This window comes from Allocoleopsis franciscana PCC 7113, from assembly GCF_000317515.1.
Classification (GTDB): domain Bacteria; phylum Cyanobacteriota; class Cyanobacteriia; order Cyanobacteriales; family Coleofasciculaceae; genus Allocoleopsis; species Allocoleopsis franciscana.
On sequence record NC_019738.1, the window covers coordinates 4965287 to 4978663 of the forward strand.

13 protein-coding genes are annotated in these 13377 nt (G+C 44.2%); 10 read left to right on the forward strand and 3 right to left on the reverse strand.

Annotation, left to right across the window (positions count from 1 at the left end; translation table 11 throughout):
* Nucleotides 1-2 precede the first annotated feature (2 nt).
* On the forward strand, nucleotides 3-1868 hold the full coding sequence (locus MIC7113_RS20405) for a response regulator (protein WP_015184073.1): 1866 nt from the start codon (nucleotides 3-5) through the stop codon (nucleotides 1866-1868).
* Between the two features lie 40 nt (nucleotides 1869-1908).
* Here the strand turns inward: MIC7113_RS20405 and gntK are convergent, their stop codons facing one another.
* From gntK to pirA, 3 genes are all read right to left on the reverse strand, one after another.
* Entirely contained in the window at nucleotides 1909-3471 is a 1563-nt protein-coding gene (gene gntK / locus MIC7113_RS20410) for a gluconokinase (RefSeq protein ID WP_015184074.1), read from the reverse strand.
* Nucleotides 3472-3506: 35 nt separating this feature from the next.
* Complete coding sequence (locus MIC7113_RS20415; protein WP_015184075.1) at nucleotides 3507-4172, reverse strand: DUF1361 domain-containing protein; 666 nt, start codon at nucleotides 4170-4172, stop codon at nucleotides 3507-3509.
* 359 nt (nucleotides 4173-4531) lie between these two features.
* Nucleotides 4532-4693 (reverse strand): arginine synthesis PII-interacting regulator PirA, encoded by a 162-nt coding sequence (gene pirA / locus MIC7113_RS37320; RefSeq protein WP_015184076.1) that lies wholly within the window; start codon nucleotides 4691-4693, stop codon nucleotides 4532-4534.
* A 70-nt stretch (nucleotides 4694-4763) separates the two neighbouring features.
* Here pirA and MIC7113_RS36700 point away from each other — a divergent pair, with 70 nt between their 5' ends.
* The 9 genes from MIC7113_RS36700 (at nucleotide 4764) to dprA (ending at nucleotide 13283) form a co-directional block, all read left to right on the forward strand.
* Entirely contained in the window at nucleotides 4764-4931 is a 168-nt protein-coding gene (locus MIC7113_RS36700; protein ID WP_155898059.1) for a hypothetical protein, read from the forward strand.
* 541 nt (nucleotides 4932-5472) lie between these two features.
* Nucleotides 5473-6243 carry a glucose-1-phosphate cytidylyltransferase gene (gene rfbF, locus MIC7113_RS20420; RefSeq protein WP_015184078.1) on the forward strand — a complete coding sequence of 257 codons (771 nt, stop codon included), beginning with the start codon at nucleotides 5473-5475 and terminating at the stop codon, nucleotides 6241-6243.
* Nucleotides 6244-6702: 459 nt separating this feature from the next.
* Nucleotides 6703-7764 carry a patatin-like phospholipase family protein gene (locus MIC7113_RS20425; RefSeq protein WP_015184079.1) on the forward strand — a complete coding sequence of 354 codons (1062 nt, stop codon included), beginning with the start codon at nucleotides 6703-6705 and terminating at the stop codon, nucleotides 7762-7764.
* A 117-nt stretch (nucleotides 7765-7881) separates the two neighbouring features.
* Complete coding sequence (locus MIC7113_RS20430) at nucleotides 7882-8709, forward strand: SAM hydrolase/SAM-dependent halogenase family protein (RefSeq protein WP_015184080.1); 828 nt, start codon at nucleotides 7882-7884, stop codon at nucleotides 8707-8709.
* Between the two features lie 103 nt (nucleotides 8710-8812).
* A complete protein-coding gene (locus MIC7113_RS20435) occupies nucleotides 8813-9472 on the forward strand; it encodes a DUF2301 domain-containing membrane protein (RefSeq protein WP_015184081.1) in 660 nt (219 codons plus the stop codon).
* 17 nt (nucleotides 9473-9489) lie between these two features.
* Nucleotides 9490-10254 carry a glucose 1-dehydrogenase gene (locus MIC7113_RS20440; RefSeq protein WP_015184082.1) on the forward strand — a complete coding sequence of 255 codons (765 nt, stop codon included), beginning with the start codon at nucleotides 9490-9492 and terminating at the stop codon, nucleotides 10252-10254.
* 418 nt (nucleotides 10255-10672) lie between these two features.
* Nucleotides 10673-11284, forward strand: coding sequence for a hypothetical protein (locus tag MIC7113_RS20445; RefSeq protein WP_015184083.1), 612 nt, complete (start codon nucleotides 10673-10675; stop codon nucleotides 11282-11284).
* Between the two features lie 158 nt (nucleotides 11285-11442).
* On the forward strand, nucleotides 11443-12090 hold the full coding sequence (locus MIC7113_RS20450; RefSeq protein WP_155898060.1) for a YdcF family protein: 648 nt from the start codon (nucleotides 11443-11445) through the stop codon (nucleotides 12088-12090).
* Nucleotides 12091-12161: 71 nt separating this feature from the next.
* Nucleotides 12162-13283, forward strand: coding sequence for a DNA-processing protein DprA (gene dprA, locus MIC7113_RS20455; protein WP_015184085.1), 1122 nt, complete (start codon nucleotides 12162-12164; stop codon nucleotides 13281-13283).
* Nucleotides 13284-13377 lie beyond the last annotated feature (94 nt).

Below are 13377 nucleotides of genomic sequence, written 5' to 3' on the forward strand. Positions count from 1 at the left end.
ATATGCCATTAGATCAAGAATTTCAATCCAATCTAATTCCCAAACAAAATTTACCCATTCCTGATTTACAGCTCAACGATAGCGTCAAAACAGGGGAAATTCTTCTCGTAGACGATACCAATGCAAATCTTAAGCTTATCTCCGATTTTTTGAGAGAGTCTGGATTTAAAGTTCGAGGAGCAAAAAGTGGCTGGAAAGCGTTGAAAATTCTGGAAATCACTTCACCGGATCTCATCCTGTTAGATGTGGTCATGCCAGAAATGGACGGATTTGAAACCTGTCGTCGTCTGAAAGAATGGGACAAGACGAAAGATATTCCAGTGATTTTCATGACGGCTATTGCTGATGCTTCTCATCCAGAGCATAAAGTTCAAGGGTTGGCGCTAGGGGCAGTGGATTACATCAGTAAGCCAATTCAATTGGCAGAGGTTTTAGCCCGTGTTAAGACTCACCTCCATCTGCGTTTTTTAACAAAGCAACTTCAGGCGCAAAATGCACACCTTTGTGCAGAAATAGAGGTGCGGCGGAAAACGGAAGAACAATTACGACTGTTGGAACGTGCGATTGCAGCCTCTAGCAACGGCATCCTGATTAGTGACCCCCACCAGGCAGGGAACCCTGTGATTTACGCCAATTCAGGATTTGAGCGCATCACAGGCTACAAACGAGAAGATATTTTGGGCAAAAACTGCCGATTCTTGCAAGGCACCGATACCAAGCAACCGGCACTCGATGAACTACATCGTGCCATAGCTAAAGGTCAAGGAACTCAAGTTGTCCTGCGGAATTATCGTAAAGATGGCACGCTATTTTGGAATGAATTCTGCCTAAATCCCGTCCGAGATGAGGCAGGACACTTAACACACTTTATTGGCGTTCAGACTGACATCACCGAACACAAAAAACGGGAAGAAGAACTACAACAAGCCAAAGCGAGAGAAAAGGAAAAAGCTCAAGCACTAGAACAGACCCTAGGCGAATTGAAACGCACTCAAACCCAACTCATTCAAACCGAAAAGATGTCTTCTTTGGGGCGAATGGTAGCAGGTATTGCTCATGAAATTAACAACCCAGTTAGCTTTATTTACGGGAATCTTACTCCTGCGAAGGAATACTTTCAAGGCTTGACCCAACTCATTGAACTTTACCAGCAGGCTTATCCTAAGCCTACGCCAGAAATTCAGCATTTCATTGAAGAAATTGACTTAGAGTTTCTACTAGAAGATTGGTCAAAAGTGATACATTCAATGCAGATAGGAGCTGAACGCATCGAGCAAACGGTTCTATCTCTAAAAAGCTTCTCCCGACTGGATGAATCTGAGCTAAAGCCTGTAGATATTCATGAAAATATTGACAACACTCTATTGATTTTGCAGCACCGACTAAGAGCAGAGGGCAATAGACCAGAAATTAAGGTGATGAAAGATTATGGTCAACTGCCACGGGTCTACTGTTATGCTAGCCAGTTGAATCAGGTGTTTATGAACCTGATCAATAATGCCATTGACGCTTTGGAATCTCAACCTCAACCACGGGTGATTACCATCAGCACGGCGTTAGGTCAAAATTCAAAAATAAAAATCCAAAATGAACAGGGACAAACGCCTAATCCCCCAATCCCTAGCCCTAATCCTCAATATGCCATCATTCAAATTGCCGACAATGGAATTGGGATGTGTGAAGAAGTTTGTCAGCAAATATTTGACCCATTCTTTACGACGAAGTCTGTAGGAAGTGGTACGGGATTGGGGCTAGCCATCAGCCATCAAATTATTGTGGAAAAACATCAAGGTCAAATCCGTTGTATTTCACTTCCAGGGCAAGGAACGGAGTTGATTGTGGAGATTCCCATAAACCTAGCCATCTGATCGTGAAACAAAAGCTGGTTTCACAAATTACATAGCACGGCTATCGATCTGTAGAAGTAGGAAGAGTGAGTTCCTCTTGAAGTTTAGCCAGACTTTCATACTCGTTTTGAAAGGTTTTGAGAAGACGAGCATAGATGGGGAGAATCTTTTTGTAGGTGGCGACGTGAGCAGCAATCGGTTGATGCCGATACGTTTCACCGACCATTTGAGAAACGAGATTGAGCGAAGAGATTTCTTTGAGGGCATAAAGTCCTAAAACCGCCGCGCCCAGGCAAGAACTTTCATACTGTTCAGGTACAGTTACCTCTTGATCCAAGATATCTGCCATCATTTGCCGCCACACAGGCGATCGCGCAAAGCCGCCGGTGGCTTGAATGCGTTCGGCTTTACCCGTGAACTCTTCCAAGGCTTGCAAAACCAAGCACAAATTAAAGATAATGCCTTCTAAGACCGCTCGTACCAAATGAGCTTTAGTATGGTTTACACTTAGACCAAAAAAGGAGCCTCTGGCATTCGCATCCCAAATGGGCGATCGCTCCCCCATCAGGTAAGGATGGAAAATTAGTCCCGCCGAACCGGGAGGAACTGTTTCAGCCAGCATGGTGATCAAATCATAAGGGTCTTTCCCTAAGCGTTGAGCCGCCCGAACTTCTGTATCCGTGAGTTGGTCACGCACCCAACGCAAGGCAATCCCGCCATTGTTCACCGCTCCCCCAACCACCCAGTGGTTTTCGCTCAGGGCATAGCAGAATAAGCGCTGTTGAGGGTCTGTGATGGGGCGATCCACCATCGCTCGCACCGCCCCACTCGTACCCACCGTGACAGCAATCATTCCAGGTTGAATTGCTCCTACCCCCAGATTCGACAACACCCCATCATTGGCACCGATCACGGTCGGTGTATCGGCTAAAATCCCCATTGATTGAGCCAAGGAGGCTTGCATGGGTTGGACAATGTGCGTTGTGGGCACCAATTGGGATAACTGTGCTGTCGTGATCCCAGCCATTTCCAGGGCTTCTTGATCCCAGTCGAGGGCTTTTAAATTGAGTAAGCCTGTTGCCGAGGCGATCGAGTAATCAACGAGATATTGTTGAAAAAATCGATAAAAAACGTATTCCTTAATTGAAATAAACTGACGCGCCTGCTCAAAAATTTCTGGATGTTCGTTTCGTAGCCAAATTAATTTGACAAACGGGGACATGGGATGAATTGGCGTTCCCGTCCTCAGATAAATTTCATGCCCGTGCTGCTCTCGCTTAATTTTTTCTGCCCATCGAGCACTGCGATTATCCGCCCAAGTGATGCTCCCAGAAAGTAGCTTGTCTTGGGCATCAACCGCTATTAAACTATGCATAGCGGCGCTAAAAGACAAACCCATTAATTGAGTTGGCTCAATCTGACTGACCGTCATCACTTTTTTCACGGTTGTGATTACGGCAGAGAAAATTTCTTCGGGGTCTTGTTCGGCTGCACTGGGTGTTGGTGCATACAAAGGATACCCCACGGCATACCGACAGACCGTATCGCCTTGAGCTGTAAACAGAACAGCTTTCGTACTGGTAGTACCAATATCTATTCCAATAATGTAGCGCTGATTAGTCAACGGTTCACCAGGTTCAATACTTCATACTTTATCCTTCATACCTCAGTTGAGCTGTCTTTACCCCGGCTTTTTCTATCAAAGCGACTTTGGCGCATTCTCAACACTAATCCCAGCGTCACCTGCTTCATCACCCAGTACAATACCGTAAGGACTAAAAAGGTTACTGCAATAACCAACACAGGACGTTTAGCGGTTAAATCATTAATTACACTCCTTGCCAAATCATCCGGTTGAGTGAGAAAATCCCAACTGTTGAAGCGCTTGAATCTTCCTAGATAAACACCAATAGCAGACAGCGCATGGGTGAGTAACTCAGCCCAAACGACGAATTGAGCAACTCTCTGCTGCTTCAGGTAATGACCGAGGTTGATTAAAGACACAACGTAGGCTTCAAACCCAGCTAAAATCGCGATTAAGTGAGGGGGGATTAGAACTAGGGTAATAATCCACACTGAATAGTAGTCGCGAATCGCATTAATCAGGTGAATGATGTCCGTTAACAGATAGGGCGCATTGGGTAAAAAGGCAGTAAAAGCCAAAAACCCCATCCACCATAACAGCGATCGTGACTGTGACGTCCTGCGGAATAGCCAAAAGCTCAAAGCTAAAGGAATAAACGCAAGAAACAAATTCCAGGCTATCCAGCCACTATGGATGTTCCAAGCCTGCCACGCATTAGCAAGTAGGTCTCTTATCGACATTTCCTTAGAAGCGAATGAGGGTGCTCAGTCAGATTAGGAATGTTGCAACCACTAGTATAGCTATCTCCCAAAAGACGATTTTGCTGTCGGTAAGTTTCTCTAGCTTGTTTACACAGATGATGGAATGCGTCACCCTCAGTGTGATCCAAGCATCGATATCCCCTCACATCTGTATCGTCAGGCTATACCTCAATCTTTGGAGCCAAGGTGGGGTCAACTTATCTTTCATGATGAATGACTAAGCAAACTTAAACAGGGATATCACCATTGTCGGCTGATATCCCTGTTATACTTTCCTGACATAGTAGGAAGTGCAAATATTTCAGATCCCCATCCCCCATGGGAGCTATTCAAGCATGTTAGTCCAAGTTTAGATAGCTTGCTTCTTGCTCTAGCTGACGAATCAAAGCCTCGTCGCCTTTGGCTCTAGCGACTTCTAAGCGATGTTCTAACAGTTTTTGGAGAGTAGCACGATGAGCGGCAGCAGCTTTTTGAGCTTCGTGATTCCGATTTCTGTTCACTGTAAACAATCCTCTATGTTCAAATCATGTATTATCTTCCTTCCTCAAAAATAACATGAACCGCAGCCGAATGAATAGGCAAAACGTATTGCTTGATACAGAAATTAGCGAATACTTAAGGGTGATAACCGAACGGAGTGCCCTCACGAGTACGGTTGTTAGGGATGACTCCTTGTTGCCTGGGTTTTCTTTGTTCCTGAGGGGAGCGCTTTTAGCGATTGAGGAGCCGATGGGATAAGATAGGCGCTAAGTTCCATGAAGGGATCTGAACAGAAAATTGGTAAGGCGATCGCCCCCATCCTGAATTTATGCACCTATTTAACCCGGAGTCCGCGTGAGCGCACCAGAAAATAGCAGTCTATTATTATACACCCACGTTCCCAGATGAAATCCCAAAAATTGTGAGATAGTTAGTTCTCCAAGTGTTTTAGTTGTAATGAGCGACGGGCTATCCAAAGAGCTTGAAACTATTTCCTGAAGCTATCTCTACCTGATGTAGGTTAACGCATTAGAACTTCATCACACTCCGGAAGTCTGGTTGTATTAATCACGAAATGGTTGACCTAACTCTAGAAAAAGGATGATACATCCTATGGCTGAGTCAAACCATTGAGGTTTGTAAGATTTCTAGTCATCAATAACCCATTGCGCGATCGCAAACCTCAGCTCTTGCTTCTTATTTGACTAAAAGTCTATTCTAGAGCTAGAAAATAAGCATCCGTTTTTCCCTATTCAATTTCAGTGTCAATCAATCTACTTGAGAATTACGAGGTAATTAAATGAAAGCTGTGATCCTTGCTGGGGGGCTTGGGACTCGCATTAGTGAAGAAACTTCGGTCAAGCCAAAGCCTATGGTTGAAATTGGTGGAAAGCCAATTCTCTGGCACGTCATGAAAATCTACTCAGCCTATGGCATCAATGATTTTATCATCTGCTGCGGGTACAAAGGATATGTTATTAAGGAATATTTTGCTAACTATTTCTTACACATGTCCGATGTTACGTTCGACATGAGATTTAATCAAATGAACGTTCATTGTGGTTATGCCGAACCTTGGCGAGTGACGCTAGTAGATACTGGTGACAATACGATGACAGGAGGCCGACTGAAGCGGGTTCGAGAACATATTGGTAATGAAACCTTCTGTTTCACCTATGGAGACGGTATTGGAGATGTCAATATTAAAGAATTGCTAGAGTTTCATAAAACGCAAAAAACTTTAGCTACGCTAACCGCAACCCAACCTGCCGGACGTTTTGGGGCTATATCGTTTAAAGACCAAGAAAAAGTTAGTAGCTTTAGAGAGAAAGAAGACCTGAACGGAGCTTGGATTAATGGTGGTTTTTTTGTGTTAGAGCCAGAGGTGATTAACTTGATAGCTAATGACTCTACCGTTTGGGAAAAAGACCCTTTAGAGAAACTGGCTGTAGATGATCAACTCTCAGCCTATAAACATTTTGGTTTTTGGCAACCCATGGATACTCTACGAGACAAAAATTACCTGAATGAATTATGGAATAGTGGAAAAGCTCCATGGAAAGTTTGGTAGAAGGAGATTGCTGTTTCAAAAATAATTTTTTCTTCTTCATTTAGATGAAGAGGTCTAACAAAACGTCGCCATCCAATCCAATTTAAAGTGACAGGTGCATCTAGACGGCTAGACTTCATGGGGATGGCAGTTTCTGATGGGCAACAATTTGGGGCAATCTATCAATCAGCAAGTGCATCTGGGCAAAAACACGCCATCATATAAGCCCGGATGCTGCTAGTTGTTGAATTATGCCATTAGCTAACATTAAACTCTGGTCGGCTAAAATCATTTTGACTTCGTTTCAAGAGGGTCAATTCTGAAAATTGCTGACATTTTTTTTTGAAATTAACCTAAAAATGTATAAACTTTAACAAAATTATATACAAAAATTAAAGATATAAAAATTCACAAATCTCCTAGATAGATCCGGAAAAGTTAAACTGCAAAAAGTAAAAAAATCAATCCTAAGGTAGAGAGATGACGTTTAAGTTCAAAATTTTATCAATTGATGGCGGTGGCATTCGGGGAATTGTCCCAGCCAAGATTCTCGCCGAGATCGAGAGGCGGACGGGGAAAAGGATTGCTAGCTTATTTAATTTGATTGCTGGTACCTCAACGGGAGGAATCTTAGCAGCAGGTTTGGCGATGCCAAAACCGAATACTAAAGAACCCAAATACACAGCAGAAAACCTAATTAACATATATCGGCAACGTGGAGGAGAAATCTTTTATGAGCCATTTATTGAGAAAATAATGAAATTAGATGACATCAGTAGACCCAAGTATTCTTCAGCAGGCAGAGACAAAGTCTTAAAAGAATATTTTGGCAACACTGCCCTCCAAGATGCACTCACAGAAGTTTTGGTCACCAGCTACGATATTCAGCTACGGACACCTGTTTTTTTTACAAGCCAAACAAATAAAGAAGAAAGAGAGAGTCGATATTATCGAAAGATTTCTAAGGGATTCACCATGCACCAAGCTGCAATGGCGACTTCAGCGGCTCCGACTTATTTTAAACCTCATAAGGTTGAGGTTAAGTCTGCCACCGATGGCAAGCCTGATCACGAAACTCAAGGAAAAGGTTTTTATGCCTTAGTAGATGGTGGAGTTTTTGCCAATAATCCTACATCCCTAGCACTGATGGAAGCCATCATTGATTCTAAAAAAACTTCCAACCCACTCCAGTTAGAGGACATACTAGTAGTATCGTTGGGCACTGGTTCACTGACTCGTAGATACGAATACGATAAGGCCGCGAATTGGGGATTAGTGGGATGGGTACAACCGCTTCTTAACATTACGCTTGACGGTTCTAGTGAATCGGTAGCTGTACAACTAGAACAACTCCTGCCGAAAGCGCAGGATAGACCGCCTCAGTACTATCGCTTCCAAGCCATGTTAGATGCTGGCAAAGGTTTAGATGATATGGATAGCACAGAGCCACAAAATCTCAAAAATTTAGAAAAACTGGCAGAAGAAATCATTGCCAAGGAAAATGAGAATTTGAATCAACTTTGCAAACTATTGGTGAGCTGAACGGAGCCTCTTCTGTAAGGTCAAAATTTCAAATAAAATAGAGAGTATGTCTAGATGGCATACTCTTTTTAATTATTGAATAATAAAGAAAATTAACCCTAGTTTAACCCCTTTCAGATGAATAAAAATCGGCTGATTACTCTTTTAAGCGACTTTGGCTTAAAGGATGTGTATGTGGGTGTCATGAAAGGCGTCATTACTGGAATAAATTCACATTTGGCTGTTGTAGATTTGACCCATCAAATTCCACCGCAAAATATTGCAGCAGGCAGATTTAACCTGATGAATGCCTATTCCTACTTTCCAGTTGGCACAGTACATATTGCTGTGGTCGATCCGGGGGTGGGGAGTCAACGCCGAGGGATTGCGCTCCAAATCGAGCAGGGTTTCTTGGTTGGGCCGGATAATGGATTGTTTAGTGGAATTTTGGCTCAATCGAGAGTTTTAGCCGCTGTTGAACTCACCAATCCCAACTACTGGCGGACACCGACACCGAGTACTACATTTCATGGTCGAGATATCTTTGCACCTGTGGGTGCTCATCTCGCCAGTGGTGTCCCCATCGAACAATTGGGGGAAAGCTTTGACCCCAAAACAATCACAGCACTCGCGATTGGCGATCGCATCCCAACAAGTTCTGGTATCGTAGGTTGCATTCAATATATAGACCACTTCGGCAACCTGATCACCAATATTCCGGCGGCGGAGGTTCAGGGAAAAACCTGGGTTGTTGTCGTGAGTGATGCTTCTACACCAACACTGGGCGATCGCCACATCGAAAGTAGCCAAACTTATAGTGCTCGCCCGGTTGGAGAAGTTGTTACTCTGATAGGCAGTCACGGTTGGGTAGAAATTGCCGTTAACGGCGGCAGTGCTCAGCAAGCGTTAAAAATGGATGTAGGTTCACCCGTAGAAGTAGTGGTGAGCCTAGAAATGAAAGGTTAAAGTTGAAGAAATAGCAAAATCGATGTTAAAACCGGGACAATGTTCAGGTTTTGTCGATATAGCTACTCCAAAGGCGTTCCGTATTGAGGCGAAAGGATAAGTTATGGGGTTACAACAGTCGTTGGAACCAGAGGTTTATCAGGGTCAATTCGGGGAATTTACGATTAATCAAGGCGATCGCACGGGTGTTATCGTCTACCGTAGCAGTTTGCTCGCCGCCGCGTTGAGTTTCGCTCTAGGGAGTGGACTCATTTTGGCTTGGGGTGACACTCCGAGTGTTTTGACTGGGGTGATGGTCTGTTATGCCCTGTTTTGGTTAGCCTTAGGGGTGAGTTTGGTCACCATTCATATTTACCTAGTACCCTTGCACCGACTCTTACAAATTTTTTGGGCGATTGGTGGCATTGCGTCAATGGTGATAGCATTCTCGGCGCGTGAACCGTTTGCCTTATTTGTTTACAACCATCCCATAGCCATCTTCGGCGTTGGTTTTACCTTTGCGGCATTAACAGGAATCTATTTTAAGGAAGCATTTTGTTTCAACCGTTTTGAAACTAAGTTTCTCACCCCCCTAGTGCCCATCCTTTTATTAGGACATCTAGCGGGTGTCCTGCCAACCGCTTGGGAACAAAGTTTCTTAGCTATTTGGGCGGTTTTGTTTATGGTGTTTGCACTGCGGAAGCTGGTACAACCCATTCCCGGTGATATTGGCGACAAGTCGGTTTTTGCCTATCTCCAAGAAAAGCGTACTGCTCATTCATAAATTTAGCAGGAGGACTCATGAGTTTGCGGGGGAAAGTAGCGATTGTTACGGGAGGTGGGCAGGGAATTGGCAAGGCGATCGCTAAACATTTTTTGGAAAAGGGACTCTCTGTCGTTATTGCTGAAATTGATGAACAAGCCGGACGAGAAACCGAGGCAGAATACAAGCCTCTCGGATCTATCCGGTTTATTCCGACTGATGTTGCTAACGAAGAATCCGTTAAAAATGTAATTCGAGAAACTGTAGATAGTTTTGCAGGGATAGACGTATTAGTTAATAATGCGGCACGGTCTGACCCTGAAAATAATCCAATCACAGAACTAAGTTTAGAAAATTGGCATCGTGTACTGTCTATTAATCTGACTGGGGCATTTTTGTGTACTAAATATTCTGTTCCTTATTTGAAAAAGAATCAAGGCACAATTATTAATATTGCCTCGACAAGAGCGTTAATGTCAGAACCGAACACAGAAGCTTATTCAGCATCTAAAGGAGGAATTGTCGCTTTAACTCACGCCTTAGCCATTAGTTTAGGCCCAGAAATCCGGGTGAATTGCATCAGTCCAGGCTGGATAGACGTGAGTGATTGGAAAAAACAAGCCAATAGAAAGACTCCGCAACTGACTGAGCAAGATCATCAACAGCATCCTGCTGGACGAGTTGGCAAACCAGAAGATATTGCTTCATTCATGATTTATCTAGCCTCTCCTGAAGCCAGTTTTATTACAGGAGAAAATTTTGTCATTGATGGTGGAATGACAAAAAAAATGATTTATCTGTAAGGGGATTGTACTTGGGTGTGAGCCGCATTTGCTCTAACTAATTCTCAATTTAGGCTCTATTGTGCAAAGTATAGGTAAGCTTAAAAATCCCCAAATCAAGGGTATTTACTGTTACAGAATAGCAGTATTTTTCGTCAAGTTTTTTCCACGGAACAGGGTAAATTCATCTACTTATTCCATATTTTTAAACCTACTCATGCCACTATAAAACACATTTTACTTCAAAACTAAAAATCAAAAACTTAAGCCTGAGCGTGTATCAATCGGTTGCCCTATAGAGTGACCCATCAACATAGGCAGTTTCCGCCTGTTTATAAAAACATTACGTGTGTCTACTCCTAAATTCGAGGAGACACCCTCGGCGAACAATCCCGATCGCAGATGGCGCTACTTCAAAACAAATCATTAAAAAATTGTCATGGGGATCTTAATCATCACGAGTTACCTAATAGCCGGACTTTCTTCTGTATTGCTACCTCCTCCCCTGTTGAACCCATTAGAAATAATTCAACAAAATTTCCGTCTCTCCGCCCATCCGGCTGGTTTTTTGCCGCAAGACAATGGGGATTCTGGGCCATCACTAGGGACTTTAATTGAACGGGAATGTCGTAATGTTCCCAATGGCGTTGGTATTCCCGCATTTCAGCCAGGAATTGAGAAAAAAGATGTTTTGCGAATGTTAGGTACCCCGACTAAAACATCACGCGGTTACTGGCCTAATACCCGTGCTGTTTCTTATGAATTAATCCCCGAACAAATTAGCTTAGGATTTTTGTTTGATAAAAACTCTGAACGGATTCGTCAAACGGAAGCCTCTTTTACATCTGAAGTAGATATTCAACTGATAGCGATGACATTGAATGGCATGTTAGGTTGCAAACTTAATCAAGAAATCCAGCAAGGATTACAACAAGTACAGCAGAGAATGTCACGACAGTATTCGTTTACCCTCCATTCTCTCAAGGGTGTGATTGAATGGCACAAAGGCGATCGCCTCTACATCGGAATTTGGGAGTCTGGCTTACACTAAGCTGATCATGGGGAATGGGGATCGGGAATGAGCAATGAATGGTGGGAAAATCAAAAGTCTAAAAAGAATTTTTCGGATAGGCTCTTAAACTGGCTGAATAAACTCTTAGCGATAGAGTAATTTATGATAAGCCCCTTGATTCCTGCATGTTCTTAATTATGCGTTTAATCCAGCGGAAAGAAGTCTGGTTACCAACAATCCAGGGATGGTTATTCATCCTGGTGTTTACCCTGACTTTAATCCTGTTTGTAGCCAATCACATCCATAGTTTCTTGGCTCCCAATTTTCCCATTAAGGCTGATGTTTTAGTTGTAGAAGGCTGGATGGAAGACTATGCCATTAAAAGTGCCATGCAGGAATTTAAACGAGGAGGATATCAAAAATTGATTACTACAGGAACTCTTTTGGAACAAGGACACTATCTGTCCCAATATAAGACGACTGCCGAAGTTTCGGCTGCCACATTGATTGCACTAGGATTCCCTCCCGATCAACTCGTTGCTGTTCCAGCACCTAATGTGGTCAGAAATCGTACCGCCGCTTCTGCCGTTGCCCTGCGTGAATGGATCAGTCAGTCAAATTTAAAGATAAAATCCATGAATCTTTGTTCGAGTGATGTTCATGCCCGCAGGAGTTGGCTAATGTTCAAGCAAGCCCTTGCTCCCAAAATTCAAGTCGGCGTGATTAGCATAGACTCAGATAGTTACAATCCAAAACAATGGTGGATATATAGTGCAGGAGTGCGGTCTATTATTTCTGAAACCATTGCTTATCTCTATGCCCGTTTTGTCAGTTGGAACGCTTGAAAGAAGAGACGGCTTTAGGCACAGTTAAAAAGATGGCTGTAGCGGCTGGTGCATCAAGAGGGAGATATTAAGTGGAAGAACGTACCTACTGGCTAGCTTGGGCACAGGTTAAAGGTGTGGGGCCTGTGTTGCTCCGGCGTCTACAACAACATTTTGGTACACTGGCAGAGGCTTGGAGCGCGAATGCTACCCAGTTGCAACAAGTAGAAGGTTTTGGCTATCAGTTGGCTGGGACGGTGGTGACGGCGCGATCGCAAATTAATCCAGAACAGCTCTTAGAACAGCATACCGCCAAAAATCCCCAGTTCTGGACACCGGCTGATGCCGACTATCCCCGCTTACTGCTAGAGATTCCCAGCGCACCCCCAGTTTTGTACTATCGAGGGCAGGTGCAATCCCAGGAAAATCAGGGAATCAAGCCGATGGTAGGCATTGTTGGCACTCGCGAACCGACAGAGTACGGTAAACGCTGGACACGGAAAATGAGTACCGCTTTGGCTCGGCATGGTTTTACCGTTGTCTCTGGCATGGCAGCCGGCATTGATACAGAAGCGCACGGCGGCTGTTTGCAGGCGGGTGGACGGACATGGGCTATTTTGGGAACCGGTGTTGATATGATTTATCCCCCACGCAACCGGAATCTTTACGAACAAATTCAGCAGCAGGGATTAGTGTTAAGTGAATATCCCGCCGGAACTCAGCCCAATCGCGCTCACTTTCCCCAGCGCAATCGCATTATTGCAGGTTTGTGTCGCGCTGTTCTGGTGATGGAAGCCCCTACTAAGTCCGGGGCGCTGATTACGGCGTATCAAGCGAATGAGTTTTGCCGGGATGTTTATGTGTTGCCGGGACGACTGGATGATGAGCAGTCCAAAGGGTGCTTGGGGCTGTTGAGCCGAGGTGCTCATGTGATTTTAAATGAAGGTCATTTGTTGGAAATGTTGGGAGCCATCCCAGAACTTGACTCTCCCACGCAGTTACCTCTGTTTGCCCAAGAGCTATCTCAACCTGCCCCTCAGTTGGAGCCAGAATTGGCTAAGGTGTTGCAAACGTTAACACCTGAACCGGCTCCTTTTGATTCAATTGTGCAGCAAGCCGGTTTGGAGGCGGGTTCGGTTTCAAGCGCCCTGTTGCAATTAGAACTGATGGGATTGGCGTCTCAGTTACCAGGGATGCGCTATCGACGGAGTTGAAACGATAGCCGTTCTCGGTTGTATAGCTCTGACAACGGTATTTAGCTCCCTCCCCTTGCTAACCGGAGCTTTAGTGAGGAGAGGGCTGGGGTGG

Excerpts from the sequence above, each read along its gene's own strand:
- MIC7113_RS20405 (WP_015184073.1), top strand. The coding sequence starts at position 3 with ATGCCATTAGATCAAGAATTTCAATCCAATCTAATTCCCAAACAAAAT.
- MIC7113_RS20415 (WP_015184075.1), bottom strand. The coding sequence starts at position 4,172 with ATGTCGATAAGAGACCTACTTGCTAATGCGTGGCAGGCTTGGAACATC.
- MIC7113_RS36700 (WP_155898059.1), top strand. The coding sequence starts at position 4,764 with ATGAATAGGCAAAACGTATTGCTTGATACAGAAATTAGCGAATACTTA.
- rfbF (WP_015184078.1), top strand. The coding sequence starts at position 5,473 with ATGAAAGCTGTGATCCTTGCTGGGGGGCTTGGGACTCGCATTAGTGAA.
- MIC7113_RS20425 (WP_015184079.1), top strand. The coding sequence starts at position 6,703 with ATGACGTTTAAGTTCAAAATTTTATCAATTGATGGCGGTGGCATTCGG.
- MIC7113_RS20430 (WP_015184080.1), top strand. The coding sequence starts at position 7,882 with ATGAATAAAAATCGGCTGATTACTCTTTTAAGCGACTTTGGCTTAAAG.
- MIC7113_RS20435 (WP_015184081.1), top strand. The coding sequence starts at position 8,813 with ATGGGGTTACAACAGTCGTTGGAACCAGAGGTTTATCAGGGTCAATTC.
- MIC7113_RS20440 (WP_015184082.1), top strand. The coding sequence starts at position 9,490 with ATGAGTTTGCGGGGGAAAGTAGCGATTGTTACGGGAGGTGGGCAGGGA.
- MIC7113_RS20445 (WP_015184083.1), top strand. The coding sequence starts at position 10,673 with ATGGGGATCTTAATCATCACGAGTTACCTAATAGCCGGACTTTCTTCT.
- MIC7113_RS20450 (WP_155898060.1), top strand. The coding sequence starts at position 11,443 with ATGCGTTTAATCCAGCGGAAAGAAGTCTGGTTACCAACAATCCAGGGA.